This is a genomic window from Pseudomonas artemisiae, assembly GCF_057128685.1.
Map to the genome: position 1 here is coordinate 124,422 of NZ_JBSKHS010000002.1, position 14,688 is coordinate 139,109.

Genomic DNA, 14,688 nt, shown 5'->3' on the forward strand with positions numbered 1-14,688 from the left:
CAGGATTACAGTAACCATCAAGGCAGCCAGCTTTACTTCATAACCCTGGTCTGCTGCATACACCGGAAACATCTTAGCCCCCTAGTTACTCGACAACCGATCCCCTTTCGCAAACCGCCACGTTCTGATGATTTCAAGCCGGTCGATGTCGGAAAGGTCGCCAGTAAAGGGCGCGAAGGGCGCGGCCAGGCGCACGATGCGTTTGGCGGCTTCGTCCAGTAGGGGCTGGCCGGAAGATTCCAGTACCAGTACCTCGTACAGCGAGCCATCGCGGTTGATGGACACTAGCATGCGCAAGCTGCCGTAGATCTGCTGGCGGCGGGCTTCTTCGGGGTAGTTGAGGTTGCCGACGCGTTCTACTTTCTTGCGCCAGTCCTCTTTGTACCAGGCACCTTTGTCGCGCATGGTGGAAGCCGCGCTCAGGCGGTAGATCCGCGGGCGCTTGGCGTAGGCTTGCTGCTCGTTGGATAGCTCGGCTTCAAGGCTGGCGATTTCGCTGGAAAGCTGAGCGCTGTCGAAATCGGGCGTGGCGGCCTTGGGGCGTTCGTCCGCGGGTTGTTTTTGCGGGCGGGCTTCGGTTTTACGAGGTTGGCTGGCGGTGGTCGCCACTTCCTTGGTTTTCTGCGGCGCCTGTTCACGCACCGGGCGCGGGGCCGGGGGAGGGGTAACCCGGTTGATTTGCTCGCTCTGGAATGGCGCTACTTCCGTGGTCTTGGGCACGGCCTTGTATTCCAGGGTGCCGCTGCCTTGTTGGTTGTTCTGAGCAAGGTAATCGGCATTTTCCGGGGCCTTGTCGCTTTTGAAGGTCGACAGGGTCACTTCCAGGGTTTTACTGATCTGGGGCGGGGGCTCCCGGGTAAAACTCACGCCCAGTATCACCGCCAGGTGCAACAAGGCAGCAACCACCAAGGCAAAGCCAAGCCGGTCGGCGGGGCGCGCGGCCTTTGGCGCGAGTTTCGAGAAGTCGGTAAAGCTGGTCATCGGGAACCTGGCACCCTACCTGCGGATAGATGGTCGGGGCGGCATCATAGCGCAAAACCCCCGGCGCGGCTGTTCAGCGGCGCCGGGCGGAAAGCGATTAGCGCGAGCGTGCTGCCAGCTTGCGGTCAATGGCGTCCATCAACAAACCGCCGATATCAGTGCCGAAGGCTGCGTCAATCTCTCGGGCACAGGTGGGGCTGGTTACGTTGATTTCGGTCAGGTATTCACCAATCACATCCAGGCCTACGAACATCAAGCCCTTTTCACGCAGGCTTGGGCCTACTTGCGCGGCGATCCAGCGATCGCGCTCACTGAGCGGGCGCGCTTCGCCACGGCCGCCAGCGGCCAGGTTGCCTCGGGTTTCACCGGCAGCGGGGATCCGCGCCAGGCAATAGTCCACCGGCTCGCCGTCGATCATTAGAATGCGCTTGTCGCCTTCTGTGATAGCCGGAATGTACTTCTGCGCCATGGTTTGGTGGGTACCGTGCACGGTGAGGGTTTCCAGGATCACCGATAGGTTAGGGTCACCCTGGCGGTGGCGGAAGATAGACGCACCGCCCATTTCGTCCAGCGGCTTGAGAATCACGTCGCCGTGCTCGGCCACGAAGTCACGGATAATGTCTTGGCGGCGGCTTACCAGGGTAGGCGGGTTGCACTGTGGGAACTGGGTGGCGAACAACTTCTCGTTGCAGTCGCGCAGGCTTTGCGGCTTGTTGACCACCAGCACACCGGCTCGCTCGGCCTGTTCCAGGAAGTACGTGGCGTACACGAACTCGATATTGAAAGGCGGATCCTTGCGCATCAGGATCACGTCCAAATCTTCCAGGGCAATATCCTGGGGCTCGTCCAGGGTGTACCACTGTTCGGGGTTGGCGAACACGTTCAACCCGCAAGCCTTGGCGCGGGGCTGGCCGTTGGCCTGGTAAAGGTCTGGCAGCTCCATATAGGTCAGCTCCCAGCCACGGGCCTGGGCGGCGAGCAACAGGGCCAGGGAAGTGTCTTTCTTATAGGCAATGCGCGAAATGGGGTCCATGACGATGCCGACGCGAATGGGCATGGTGGTGAGTCTCCAGAAAAAAGGGCAGGCGTTATGGCTGTCAGGGTGGCCCGCCTGGCAGTTGCGGTCAAGGTGCATGCCAGGCGCCAACATGGAAGCGGCCGGGAGAGTGTGCTACAAAGCTTCGAGTAAAGGCTTCAAGGCACCGCCGGCATTACCTGAATGCGCCTGGCCTGCCCGCCGACGCACACCGAACGAGCAACCATGGAACAGCATTCGCGGCCCTTGCGGGTCATGGTGGTAGACGACTCCAAAACGATTCGCCATACGGCCGAAATCTTTCTGGAGCAAGCCGGGTGTGAGGTGGTGACCGCCGTGGATGGCTTCGATGCTCTGGCGCGGCTGACTGACCACCACCCCAAAGTGGTGTTCATCGATGTGATGATGCCCCGCCTGGACGGCTACCAAACCTGCCAACTGATCAAACAGAATGCGCGCTTTACCGGAACATCGGTGATAATGCTGTCATCACGCGAGGGTTTGTTCGATCGGGCCCGCGCGCGCGCGGTAGGCGCTGATCGGTTTCTCACCAAACCCTTCGACCGGGCGTCTTTACTGGCTGCGATTCAGGCCGAAGTACCAGAGTTTGAGCCTGTTTCACCTTCTTTTACTCGCGCGCCTAACATTCCAACGAACGAGGACCAGCATGGCTCGAATCCTGATCATCGATGATTCCTTGACCGAACTGCAAAGGCTGACCCAGATGCTTGAGCGGCTCGGTCACCAGGTGCTCAAGGCAGCCAACGGCGCCGACGGGGTGGCCTTGGCCCGCCAGGAAGTGCCCGACGCCGTGCTTATGGACATCGTGATGCCTGGGCTGAATGGCTTCCAGGCTACCCGTCAGCTCACCAAGGATGAGGCCACCGCGGGCATTCCAATCATCATCATCACCAGCAAGGATCAGGAAACCGACAAGGTATGGGGCGCGCGCCAGGGCGCCAGGGCCTACCTGACCAAGCCTTTCGAAGAAAGCGCGCTGATCGCCGCGCTCGACGACGCTTTGGCCCCCCAAGCCGGCGCATGAGCGCGTCCTACACCGCGTTTGAGCTACTGCTGGCCATGGACCAGCGCTGCCGGGCCCGTGCGGGCGAGTTGCCGGTGCAGCAAGGCACCGAGCAGCCCTGGAGCGGGATCAGCTTTCGCCTGGGCAATGGCTGGTTCGTGGCCCCCATGAGCGAAGTGGCCGAGGTATTGCCCGAGCCACGCATGACGCGAATTCCAGGGGCGAAGCCCTGGGTACTGGGAGTCGCCAACCTGCGCGGGCGCCTATTGCCGGTGATGAACCTGTCTGGATATTTCGGGGCGGCCTTGTCCAGTCATCGGCGCCAGCGGCGGGTCTTGGTGGTCGACCACGATGAAGTCTTCATTGGCTTGCTGGTGGACGAAGCCCCTGGTTTGCAGCATTTTCCCCCAGCGGACCTGGCTACGGTGCGCCCGGAAAACCTCGATGACGCCCTGGCGCCTTACGTAAAAGGTTATTTTTTCAACGACCGTGAGTGGGCGGTATTCAGCCCCGTGGCTCTGGTCACCGCGGCAGAGTTCCTGAATGTGGCGGCTTGACCCCTTGGCGGAGCGTAGTGAATGAGCAGTCACTCCAATAACGGCCTTAGCGTGCAGGGCTCGCGCAGCATGGCCCAGATTGCCGGCCTGTTCGTGGCCCTGGTCATTTTGATCGTTCTGTTGTTCGCCAACTTCGCTTACCTTAGTACCCAGGCCAACCACGACAAACAGTACATCGGCCATGCTGGCGAACTGCGAGTGGTGTCCCAGCGCATCGCTAAAAATGCAACCGAGGCCGCCGCGGGCAAAGGCGAGGCCTTCCAAGAGCTGACCGCCGCGCGTAACGAATTCGAGCGTCGCTGGGGCTACCTGATCGAGGGCGATACCCACACCGGGCTGCCACCGGCGCCCCACGCCATGCACGAGCAGATGGTTGCGGTGCAGCGCGATTGGGAGCGCCTGCGCAAGAGTGCGGATGCCATTCTGGCCAGCGAACAAACTGTGTTATCCCTGCACCAGGTTGCGGCCACGCTAGCCGAGACGGTGCCGCAGCTACAGCTGGAGTCCGAGAAAGTCGTAGACAGCCTGCTGAAACGGGGCGCCCCCGCGGATCAAGTTGCCGTCGCCCAGCGCCAATCCTTGCTGGCTGAGCGCATTCTGGGGTCGGTCAATATCGTGCTGGCCGGTGACGAAAACGCGGCCAGGGCCGCTGAGGCCTTTGGCCGAGATGCCAACCGTTTTGGTGTGGTGCTCAACGGCATGCTCAACGGCAGTACCAGCCAAGGGATCCGCCAGGTGCAAGACCCACTGGCCCGTGGGCGGCTGCAGGAGATCGCCGAGCTGTTCGCGTTCGTTTCCGGCTCGGTGGGTGAGATTCTGGAAACCTCGCCAGCGCTGTTCAAGGTACGTGCCGCCGCCACGGACATCTTCAACTTGTCGCAAACCCTGCTCGACGAAGCCTCGCGCTTGGCGGACGGCTTTGAAGGCCTGGCCGGCGGGCGCAAGCTGGACGTGGCCGGCGGTTACCTGCTGGGGTTGCTCGCATTGGGCTGCATCATCCTGATGGCCGTGGTCATGGTGCGCGAAACCAACCGCCGGCTGCGTGAAACCGCCGAAAAGAACGAACGTAACCAGCAGGCGATCATGCGCTTGCTGGATGAAATCGAAGGGCTGGCCGCGGGTGACCTGACCGTTACTGCCTCGGTGACCGAGGACTTCACTGGCACCATCGCCGATTCCATCAATTATTCCATCGATCAATTGCGGGATCTCGTGGCCACCATCAACCGCGCCGCCGAGCGGGTAGCCACCGCCGTGCAGGACACCCAAGGTACCGCTCGGCAGTTGGCCAAGGCTTCGGAGCATCAGGCACAACAGATCGGCGAAGCGTCCAAGGCCATCAGTGACATGGCGCAGTCCATCGACCATGTGTCCTCCAACGCGTATGAGTCCGCCAAGGTAGCCGAGCGCTCGGTCGATATCGCCAACAAGGGCAGTGAAGTGGTGAACAACACTATCCAGGGCATGGACGTGATTCGCTTCCAGATCCAGGACACCTCCAAACGCATCAAGCGCTTGGGTGAGTCCTCCCAAGAGATTGGCGACATTGTAGGGTTGATCGACGACATTGCCGAACAGACCAACATCCTGGCCCTCAACGCTGCGATTCAGGCCTCCATGGCGGGCGAGGCGGGGCGAGGGTTTGCCGTGGTGGCAGACGAAGTGCAGCGCCTGGCCGAGCGCTCCTCGGCGGCTACCCGGCAAATAGAAATGCTGGTGCGGGCCATCCAGGCGGATACCAACGAAGCCGTTATGTCCATGGAACAGACCACCTACGAGGTGGTACACGGCGCCCGTTTGGCGCAGGATGCCGGCGTGGCCCTGGAAGAAATCGAAAGCGTGTCACAGGATCTGGCTGCGTTGATCCAGCGCATTTCCAATGCCGCCGGGCAGCAAACGTCTTCAGCGGGGCAGATTTCCCACACCATGGCGGTTATCCAGGAAATTACTACCCAAACCTCCGCCGACTCCACCGCGGCGGCGGAAAGCATGAGCAACCTGGCGCAGATGGCCAGCGAAATGCGGCGCTCGGTATCAGGCTTTACCTTGCCCGCGACCGACGCGGATTGAGGCTACGATGAAACTCGACCGAGAAGGGCGCGCCGATATAGTGGGCCTGCAGTGGCTCCGCCCGGAGCTAACGGCCAATCTGACGCAGGCGCGGCAGTGTTTGGACGCCCTGCCGGTAGGTGGGCTAGGCGATTGCGCCCAGGCCTTGCACGAAGTGGTCGCGGCATTGGGGTTTGTGAATTTCCCAGGCGCGGCGCGGTTGGCCAGTGACCTTGAGCGCCTAGCCACGCTACCCAACCCTTCTGCCGCGGCGGTGGATGCGCTGCGTCACCTGATCGACCGCTTCCCCGGGTACCTGGATCGCGTCACCCAGGCTCGGCATGACTTACCTTCGTTACTGCAGCCTTGGCTCAATGAAATCTGCGCGGCCTTGGGTGAGCCGCCACTGTCCAATGCCGAAATCGCCACCTTGGTGGGCCAGCCGCTTGCCCATGAACCGTCAAAGAGCATGCCCGCGGTCACGCCAGACCGCGCTGGCCTTGGCCCTCTGATCGCCGCCCTGTGTGAAGAGCTGGTGCGCAATAAGGGCCGCTTGGACCAGTACCTTCAAGATGACACCCGCGACCGCGCAGGCTTGGCGGCCATCGCACCGTCCCTGCGGCGGATCGCCGATGCGCTGGCGGTACTGGGCTTTCAACAGCCCCGCCGAGCTATCCTCGACCAGATGGGCATCGTCAACAGCCTGGCCAGTGGGGAGGCGCCGGTGACTGACGCCAGCGTGCTGGATGCCGGGGGTGCGTTGTTGTACGTGGAAAGCACCCTGGCCGGCATGATCGGCCCCGAAGACTTGTTGCCCGGGGCTGCACAGGTTGCCGCCACCGAATTAGAGCGCATCCACCACCTGGCCATCGAAGAAGCCCTTACCGCCTTGGAGCGTATCGAGCAATCCATTAGCGAATGCGTGGACGGCGGCTGGAACCTTGTCCATCTCGCGGCCATACCCGCGCAACTGCTGGAGCTGCGCGGTGCCCTGGCCATGGTCCGCCCGGAAGCCCTGCTGACGTTGCTCGGTGCGTTGGAGCAGTACGTTCATCAGCGATTGCTGCCCGCGCGCCAACCACCGGCGCCTGGGGTGCTGGAAACCTTGGCCGATGCCCTGTGCGCCATCGAATGGATGCTACGGCGTTGGATGGTAGACCCCCGGGAGTCTGAGGAGGCGTTGCTGGCCAGCGCCCGTCACGCCTTGGCTGGGCTAACCATCGACCGCGCCCTGCCTGAAGGCGCCATAGGTAAGCCTGCGCAAACAGTGGCGGTCGATAGCGACGTGGTGGACGCTCAGCTGCTAGAGATTTTTCATCATGAAGCCCGGGTATACCTGGAAATAGTGCGTGGATTCTTGCGCAAGGCCGTGGCCCCCGCACAGGTTACCGAGGCCCTGCTGCGGGCCTTGCATACCCTCAAGGGCAGCGCCTTTATGGCGGGCGCCACCGGCCTGGGTGAAGTGGCCTCCACCGTATATCGCCTCAGCAAGGCCTTCCATGGGCGCCAATGGCCATTGGGGCATTCGGAGCTGTCGCTATTGAGCGATGCCTTAGGTTTGCTGGAAGTTGGCCTGGAACAGGTAGCCCGCCATGCCCCCGGGGTGATCCCTGGCGCGCCAGCCCTGGCCAGCCGGGTAGACGCTCTTCTGGCTAGGCCAGTGGAGGCCCAAGGGCGGCCGGGCGATGACATCCGCCAGGCGCGTTTAGGGTTGCTCACCGAGGGCATCGAATACCTGGACCAGGCTCAAACGGCCCTGGCCCGCTGGCAGCGCCAGCCTACGCTATTGCAAGAACTGCCTGGGCTGCTGGAAGCATTGGATGCGTTGGACGAGGCCATACACGCCGCAGACTTACCGCCCATGGACACGCTCTGCGAAGCGCTATTGGACCTATACGGTGCTATCGACGAAGCCAGCCTGGCAGCCTCGTCTGAGGTGCTGGATGATGCCGAGCAGGCCCAGGACGCGTTGTACGATATGTTCGATGAGCTGGCCGCAGGCCAGGATGTGGGCACCCGCGACCAGCCCTTGCGCCAGTTGCGGCGCTGGCTGGTGGGCGCGCTGGCACCGGGTGCCATGGGTGCGCCGGCCACCGGTAGCGGCTACTGGTCGCCCTTGCCGGGCAGCCCTGCGCTGCCTCAAGGCATAGAGGCCAATGCCGAGCTGTTGGCCTTCTTCCTCGACGAAGCCGGCGACCTGCTGGAAAGTGCCGATGAGGCCTTGCGCGTGTGGCTGCTGGACCCGCACCGCGACAGCGCGTTGGTGGCGCTGGAACGAGACCTTCGCACCTTGGCCGGTGGCGCGCGGCTAGCGTGCCTTAAGGCCCTGGCCGGGTATGCCGAAGCCCTGGGTACGTTTTACGGCCGCCTGCATGGTAACCCACGGGAAGCCCAGGCAAGGGCCCGGCAAGCCCATGAACGCTTGCACCGCTGGCTGGAGCAGTTGGCCCAAGGCCAGGCCGAGGCCCCTGGCTATCAAGCGTGGCTCAATGAACTGAACGCGCCCTTTGCTGCCGTACCTACTGAGCTTGCAGCCGCTGAGCAGGACGACGCACAAGCCGGCGAGCGTGAACTGTTGCAGGTATTCCTCGACGAAGGCGCGGACCTGATCGAAAGCGCCGGTGCTGCCCTGGCTCGCTGGCAAGCCGAGCCTACCAACAGCCTTGAGGTGGAAAACCTGCTGCGCGACCTACACACGCTCAAGGGCGGCGCGCGCATGGCCGAAGTAGGCCCGGTAGGCGACCTGGCCCATGAGCTGGAAACGCTTTATGAGCGGGTGTCGGTCGGCGAGATCCAAGCCGCGCCTGAGCTGTTCAAGCTGTTGCACAAAGGCCATGATCGCTTGGCACTGATGCTCGATGCCGCTCGTTCTGGTGAGCCTGCGCCAACGGATGTTCCGCTGCTGCATGCGGTACAAGGCTACGGCCCGGAGGCACCGCCGCTCTGGCGCGAACCCGCTCGCCCGGCCAGCGCAGACCTGACGGCAATGACCGACCGTGGAGGCAGCGATCAAATCAAGGTCGCCGCGCAAACCTTGGAGGACCTGGCCAACCTGGCGGGCGAGGCCTCCATCGCGCGCGGCCGTATCGAGCAGCAGGCCAACGATGGTCAAACCGCCCTGCTGGAGATGGAAACCACGCTTACCCGCATGCGGGACCAACTGCTGCGCCTGGACAGCGAGACGGTGCAACCTATGCCCGGCCGACTGGTTGCAGCACCCCTGGAGGAAGGCTTCGACCCGCTGGAACTGGAGCGCCAGACTCACCTGCGGGAGCTGACCCGCGCGCTGCTTGAAGCTGTCTCCGACCTCTCCGACCTTAAAGACACCCTGGCTGCGCGCAACCATGAAGCCCAAGCCTTGCTGGCCCAGCAGGGGCGTATTTGCTCCGGGCTGCAAGAAGGCTTGATGCGCACCCGCATGGTGCCATTCTCCAGGGTGTTGCCACGGCTGCAGCGCATCGTTCGGCAGGTGGCCGATGAACTGGGCAAAGACGTGGAATTCGAGACCACCGAGACCGAGGTGGAGATGGACCGCACAGTATTGGAGCGGATGATCGCGCCGCTCGAACACATGCTGCGCAATGCCATCGACCACGGCCTGGAGCAGGCTGCCGAGCGCGTGGCCGCTGGCAAGCCCGAACGGGGCTTGGTCAGGTTGCGAGTGGCCCATGAAGGTGGCGAGATCGTAATCGAGATGAGCGACGACGGTGCCGGTATTCCGCTCCAAGCCGTGCGGGACAAAGCCATCAAGCGTGGTTTGCTCAGCCCCAACAGCGACCTGCGTGACCATGACGTGTTGCAGTTCATTCTGCAGCCGGGGTTTTCCACCGCCCAGAAAATCACGCAGATTTCTGGCCGTGGGCTAGGTATGGACGTTGTCCATGAAGAGGTCAAGCAACTGGGCGGAAGCATGGTGATCGACAGCCATGCCGGGAGTGGCGCGCGCTTCCTGATCCACTTGCCCTTCAGCGTATCGATCAACCGAGCGCTGATGGTGCAATGCGGCGAGCAGTTGTACGCCGTGCCGCTCAATAGCATCGAAGGGATCGTTCGGGTGGCACTGGAGGCACTTGAGGCCGCTTACGCAACCCGCATGCCCAGGTACCGCTACGCACAGCTTTCCTATGACCTCTGCTATCTGGGCGAAGTACTGGGCGTAGCACCCAAGCCTGTGGAATTCGACGGTAATGTGCCCCAGCCCTTGCTGCTGGTACGCGCACCAGACCATCAGGTGGCCTTGCATGTGGATGCGTTGGTAGGGTCTCGGGAAATCGTAGTGAAAAGCCTGGGGCCGCAGTTCGCGGCGGTGCCAGGGTTGACCGGCGCGACCATTCTAGGCGACGGCCGTGTAGTGTTGATCATCGACCCCCTTGCGCAAATCCGCGCCGCCCATGCCCGGCCTGGGCCCACGGCGGTGACCCCTGCCCGGTACAGCTCTGCATTGGCCAAACCGTTGTTGGTGATGGTGGTGGATGACTCGGTTACCGTACGCAAGGTCACCAGTCGCTTGCTGGAGCGCCATGGTGTTCGAGTAATCACCGCCCGGGATGGAATAGAGGCCTTGCAGGCGCTGGCCGAGCAGCAGCCGGACGTGCTGCTGGTAGACATCGAAATGCCCCGTATGGACGGGTTCGAGTTGGTCGGCAGGCTGCGTGCGGACCCTCGTCTGGCGACCATTCCAGTCATCATGATCACCTCCCGTACCGGGGAAAAACACAGGCAGCGGGCCATGGCCTTGGGCGTCAGCGAGTTTCTCGGCAAGCCTTATCAGGAGTCCCAACTGCTGCACCTGATCCGTTTCTGGAGCAGCAAGCATGCCTGAGCGCGCGTTTTCCCGGCGAGACAGCCTCAGCGCCTTGCTGCTGCCGCTGGCCGAGCGACAACTGTTGGTGCCGGACGTGGCGGTGGCCGAGCTGATTGGCTATCGCACCGGCGTACCCACGGATGCCGGCCTGCCCTGGGACCTGGGCGACGTGGCCTGGCGCGGGCGGCAAGTGCCCTTGGTGAGCTTTGAAGGGGCCTGTGGGCAGCCGTTGCCCCGTGGCGAACGGGTGCGTATCGCGGTGATGCACGGCATAGGCAAGCGGTTGCCCTTCTTCGCGCTGGTTATTCAAGGCATCCCGCGCACCGTGCGGCTGGACAGCCAGCTCAGTTACATCGACGTACCCCTTACCCGACTGGAGCTGGCCGCAGTGGTAGTGGGTACCGAAGTGGCGCGGGTGCCGAACCTGGACGCCCTGGCCGAGACCATCGCCCAGGCACGCCTCACGGCTGAGTGAAATCCCCCCATAGTTGTTGTGCCACCGCCAATGCCACCACTGGGGCGGTTTCCGTACGCAATACGCGGGGGCCCAGGCGTGCCGAGTGAAAGCCGGCGTGCCGTGCCTGCGCCACTTCGCTGTCGCTTAAGCCGCCTTCTGGGCCGATCAAGAAAGCCAACGAGGCCGGGGCAGAGTGGCTGGTCAAAGGCTCCGCGATCGGGTGAAGCACCAGTTTAAGTTCGGCGTCGCACTGAGCCAGCCAATCGGCCAGCAGCTGTGGTGGGTGAATCAGCGGCACCGTGGAACGGCCACTTTGCTCGCACGCACTAATGGCCACTTGGCGCCAGTGGGCCAGGCGTTTGTCGGCCCGCTCGTCCTTGAGCCGTACCTCGCAACGCTCACTGATGATGGGCGTCAGCTCATTCACACCCAGCTCGGTCGCCTTCTGAATAGCCCAGTCCATGCGTTCACCTCGGGACAGCCCCTGGCCCAAATGGACAGGCAAGCGGCTGTCTGGCTGGCCAGGCAGCACCTCATCTACCCGCAGGCTGACGGTTTTTTTGCCAACCTGGACCAGCGTGGCCAGGTATTCCTCGCCCAGTCCATTGAACAACTGAACGCGATCCCCTTCGGCCAGGCGCAGCACACGGCCAATGTAGTGTGCCTGGGCTTCAGGTAATTGATGTTCACCGAGTGCCAGAGGCAGGTCGACGAAAAAACGAGAAAGTCTCATAGGCCAGAATCGCCAAACGAAGGAATGAAATAACGTGCAGATGCCGCGCAGCCACCGGTAGCAAACAGGCCGTCGGCATCAGGGTAAGAGTGTTAGCCTGGGTCTCGGAAGCCCGGGTACCTTCCGGTTGCAACACTTACCGGCGCTCGCGCCTGGGTGGCGATATCAATGCCTTCGGTGGCCACTTGTGCCAGGAAGTCGATCTGCTCCGGCGTGATCACATAAGGCGGCAGGAAGTACACCACGCTGCCCAATGGGCGTAACAGCGCGCCACGGGTCAAGGCGTGCTCGAACACTTGCAGGCCGCGCCGCTCTTGCCAGGGGTAAGCTTCCCGGCTGGCTTTGTCGCGTACCATTTCTATGGCCAGCACCATGCCGGTCTGACGCACCTCCGCCACATGGGGATGGTCCGCCAGGTGCGCCGTGGCCTCTGCCATGCGCGCGGCCAGGGCGCGATTGCGCTCGATCACCTGGTCTTGCTCGAAGATATCCAGGGTGGCGAGGGCGGCGGCGCAGGCCAAGGGGTTACCGGTGTAGCTGTGGGAGTGCAGGAACGCCCGGAGTGTGGAGTAGTCGTCATAGAACGCCTGGTACACGTCATCAGTGGTCAGGCATGCGGCCAGCGGCAAGTAGCCCCCGGTGAGGGCTTTGGACAGGCAAAGGAAGTCTGGCCGGATGCCTGCCTGTTCGCAGGCGAACATCGTGCCGGTACGGCCAAAGCCTACGGCGATCTCGTCATGGATCAGGTGCACGCCGTAGCGGTCGCACGCTTCCCGCAGCAGCTTGAGGTACACCGGGTGGTACATGCGCATGCCGCCAGCCCCCTGAATCAAGGGTTCGATGATCACGGCGGCGATGGTCTGGTGGTGCTCGGCGAGGGTTTGCTCCATGGCAGCGAACATGGTGCGCGAATGCGCTTCCCAGCTCATGCCTTCAGGGCGCAGGTAGCAATCGGGACTAGGCACCTTGAGGGTATCGAGCAACAGCGCCTTATAGGTTTCCGTGAACAGCGGCACATCACCTACCGACATCGCGGCGATGGTTTCACCGTGGTAACTATTGGTCAGTGTCACGAAGCGCTTTTTTTCGGGCTGGCCGCGATTGAGCCAGTAATGAAAGCTCATCTTCAGGGCCACTTCGATGCACGAAGAGCCGTTGTCTGCATAGAACACCCGGTCCAGCCCGTCGGGCGTGATAGCTACCAGGCGCTCGGACAGTTCGATGACCGGCGAGTGACTGAAGCCCGCCAATATCACGTGTTCCAGTTGGTCGACTTGATCTTTGATGCGCTGGTTGATACGGGGGTTGGCGTGGCCGAACACATTGACCCACCACGAACTGACGGCGTCCAAGTAACGCTTACCATCGAAATCTTCCAGCCATACGCCTTCGCCGCGCTTGATCGGCACGATGGGCAAGTGCTCATGGTCTTTCATCTGCGTGCAGGGGTGCCATAACACGGCAAGGTCCCGTTGCATCCACTGCTGGTTCTGGCTCATAAACACTCCGCCACGGCCCGAGGGGCAAAAAAATGATGGGCAAGCCTATGCAATGCGCCGCCCACAGACAACCCACAATCCGGCCAGTGGGCGTTGCCGCTGCTTGGATTAACGTTGCCTTAACCCCGATTAGGGAAGATTCCTATCGCAGGTTTAGATAGTTCAAAGCGAATTTTTTCGCTTTTTTTCGATAGATAAACCATTACTCTCTGCTTAGCTTTCTAGAGGATGCTGGCATGCAGCTTCGCAATTCGCCGTCCCGCTATGGGGCCGTTAGCATGGTGTTGCACTGGGGTGTGGCGCTTGCGGTGTTCGGTATGTTTGCTCTGGGCCTGTGGATGGTAGGCCTGGGCTATTACGACCCTTGGCGTAAAGCCGGGCCAGAGCTGCACAAAAGCATTGGCTTGGTGCTGTTTGGGTTAATGGTGTTAAGGGTGGTATGGCGCCTGATAAGCCCACCGCCGCCGCCTACACCTAACCAAGGCAAGCCTACCCGTGTAGCAGCAACCGCCGTACACCTGCTGCTGTACCTGGATATCTTTCTGGTCATGACCACCGGCTATTTGATCTCCACCGCAGATGGCGTTGGTATCTCAGTGTTTGGCCTGTTCGAAGTGCCTGCTTTGTATACCGGTTTTGAAAACCAAGCGGAGCGGGCAGGGGATATCCACCTTTACCTGGCCTGGGTGCTGGTGTCGTTTTCCGTGCTGCACGGGCTGGCCGCGCTCAAGCACCATTTCATCGACCGTGATGCCACCTTGGTGCGTATGCTGGGTCGCCAGGCTTAACGTTCACTTGATGCACTCACTGCAAAGGAAACCGCAAATGTTCAAGACTACCCTGGCCGTATTGGCCCTTGGTGCCGCCGCTCTCACTGCTGGGCAGGCCATGGCCGCCGACTACACCATCGATAAAGAAGGCCAGCACGCGTTCGTCAACTTCAAGATCAGCCACTTGGGCTACAGCTTTATCACCGGTACTTTCAAGGATTTCGACGGCAAATTCAGCTTCGATGCGGCTAAGCCTGAAGACAGCAAAATCGAGGTCAACCTCAAAACCGCTAGCGTGTTCACCAACCATGCCGAGCGCGACAAGCACATCAGCAGCAAGGATTTCCTCAACGTTGCCGACTTCCCGACAGCGACCTTCAAATCCACCAGCGTGAAGCCCACCGGCAAGAGCGCCGATGGTAAGCAGACCGCCGATGTGACCGGCGACCTGACCCTGCAAGGTGTAACCAAGCCTGTAGTGATCAAGGCCACCTTCCTGGGTGAAGGCAAAGACCCATGGGGCGGTTACCGTGCAGGCTTTGAGGGTACCACCAGCATCAACCGCAAAGACTTTGCGCCTAAAGCCATGGACCTGGGGCCGCAGTCCGATACCGTTGAGCTGTACTTCGTGTTCGAAGGCGTGAAGGCCAAGTAAGCCTCCCCTGTAATAAAAGACGCCGCGCTCTGTAAAAGGGCGCGGCGTTTTTATTGGCGCCTGCTAAGCGCATGGGACACCGTCTTGACCTTCACCTTGCAAGCGCAATATCTGGGGCTACAC

Annotated in this window: 11 protein-coding genes and 1 pseudogene; 8 read left to right on the forward strand and 4 right to left on the reverse strand. The window is 61.8% G+C overall.

The features are described 5' to 3' along the window. Positions 1-81: 81 nt before the first annotated feature. Both ACWKV4_RS03315 and gshB read right to left on the reverse strand, forming a co-directional pair. The gene (locus ACWKV4_RS03315) at positions 82-981 is read right to left on the reverse strand and encodes a TonB family protein (RefSeq protein WP_483831116.1); all 900 of its coding nucleotides are present in this window, start codon (positions 979-981) and stop codon (positions 82-84) included. Between the two features lie 97 nt (positions 982-1,078). Next, the gene (gene gshB / locus ACWKV4_RS03320) at positions 1,079-2,038 is read right to left on the reverse strand and encodes a glutathione synthase (protein ID WP_483831115.1); all 960 of its coding nucleotides are present in this window, start codon (positions 2,036-2,038) and stop codon (positions 1,079-1,081) included. A 204-nt stretch (positions 2,039-2,242) separates the two neighbouring features. On the opposite strand from gshB, the pseudogene ACWKV4_RS03325 reads away from it, so the two are divergent. The 6 genes and pseudogenes from ACWKV4_RS03325 to ACWKV4_RS03350 all read left to right on the forward strand — a co-directional run. Next, positions 2,243-2,635 (forward strand): annotated as a pseudogene (locus tag ACWKV4_RS03325) (response regulator); the annotation flags it as partial. Between the two features lie 49 nt (positions 2,636-2,684). Next, entirely contained in the window at positions 2,685-3,062 is a 378-nt protein-coding gene (gene pilH / locus ACWKV4_RS03330) for a twitching motility response regulator PilH (protein ID WP_483831114.1), read from the forward strand. Beyond that, positions 3,059-3,598 (forward strand): chemotaxis protein CheW, encoded by a 540-nt coding sequence (locus tag ACWKV4_RS03335; RefSeq protein ID WP_483831113.1) that lies wholly within the window; start codon positions 3,059-3,061, stop codon positions 3,596-3,598. Before pilH ends, ACWKV4_RS03335 begins: the two co-directional genes overlap by 4 nt. Positions 3,599-3,619: 21 nt before the next feature. Beyond that, complete coding sequence (locus ACWKV4_RS03340) at positions 3,620-5,668, forward strand: methyl-accepting chemotaxis protein (protein ID WP_483831112.1); 2,049 nt, start codon at positions 3,620-3,622, stop codon at positions 5,666-5,668. A gap of 7 nt (positions 5,669-5,675) precedes the next feature. Further along, positions 5,676-10,469, forward strand: coding sequence for a hybrid sensor histidine kinase/response regulator (locus ACWKV4_RS03345; protein ID WP_483831111.1), 4,794 nt, complete (start codon positions 5,676-5,678; stop codon positions 10,467-10,469). Beyond that, entirely contained in the window at positions 10,462-10,926 is a 465-nt protein-coding gene (locus tag ACWKV4_RS03350) for a chemotaxis protein CheW (protein WP_483831110.1), read from the forward strand. Before ACWKV4_RS03345 ends, ACWKV4_RS03350 begins: the two co-directional genes overlap by 8 nt. Here the strand turns inward: ACWKV4_RS03350 and ACWKV4_RS03355 are convergent. Together ACWKV4_RS03355 and ACWKV4_RS03360 are read right to left on the reverse strand one after the other, a co-directional pair. Continuing rightward, positions 10,913-11,641 carry a 16S rRNA (uracil(1498)-N(3))-methyltransferase gene (locus ACWKV4_RS03355; RefSeq protein ID WP_483831109.1) on the reverse strand — a complete coding sequence of 243 codons (729 nt, stop codon included), beginning with the start codon at positions 11,639-11,641 and terminating at the stop codon, positions 10,913-10,915. The two genes, ACWKV4_RS03350 and ACWKV4_RS03355, sit on opposite strands and share 14 nt — an antisense overlap. 92 nt (positions 11,642-11,733) lie before the next feature. Then, positions 11,734-13,140, reverse strand: a complete 1,407-nt coding sequence (locus ACWKV4_RS03360) for an adenosylmethionine--8-amino-7-oxononanoate transaminase (RefSeq protein WP_483831108.1) — start codon at positions 13,138-13,140, stop codon at positions 11,734-11,736. A gap of 236 nt (positions 13,141-13,376) precedes the next feature. On the opposite strand from ACWKV4_RS03360, the gene ACWKV4_RS03365 reads away from it, so the two are divergent. Both ACWKV4_RS03365 and ACWKV4_RS03370 read left to right on the forward strand, forming a co-directional pair. Beyond that, positions 13,377-13,928 (forward strand): cytochrome b, encoded by a 552-nt coding sequence (locus tag ACWKV4_RS03365; protein WP_483831107.1) that lies wholly within the window; start codon positions 13,377-13,379, stop codon positions 13,926-13,928. A 37-nt stretch (positions 13,929-13,965) separates the two neighbouring features. Next, a complete protein-coding gene (locus ACWKV4_RS03370) occupies positions 13,966-14,565 on the forward strand; it encodes a YceI family protein (protein WP_483831106.1) in 600 nt (199 codons plus the stop codon). Positions 14,566-14,688: the final 123 nt, after the last annotated feature.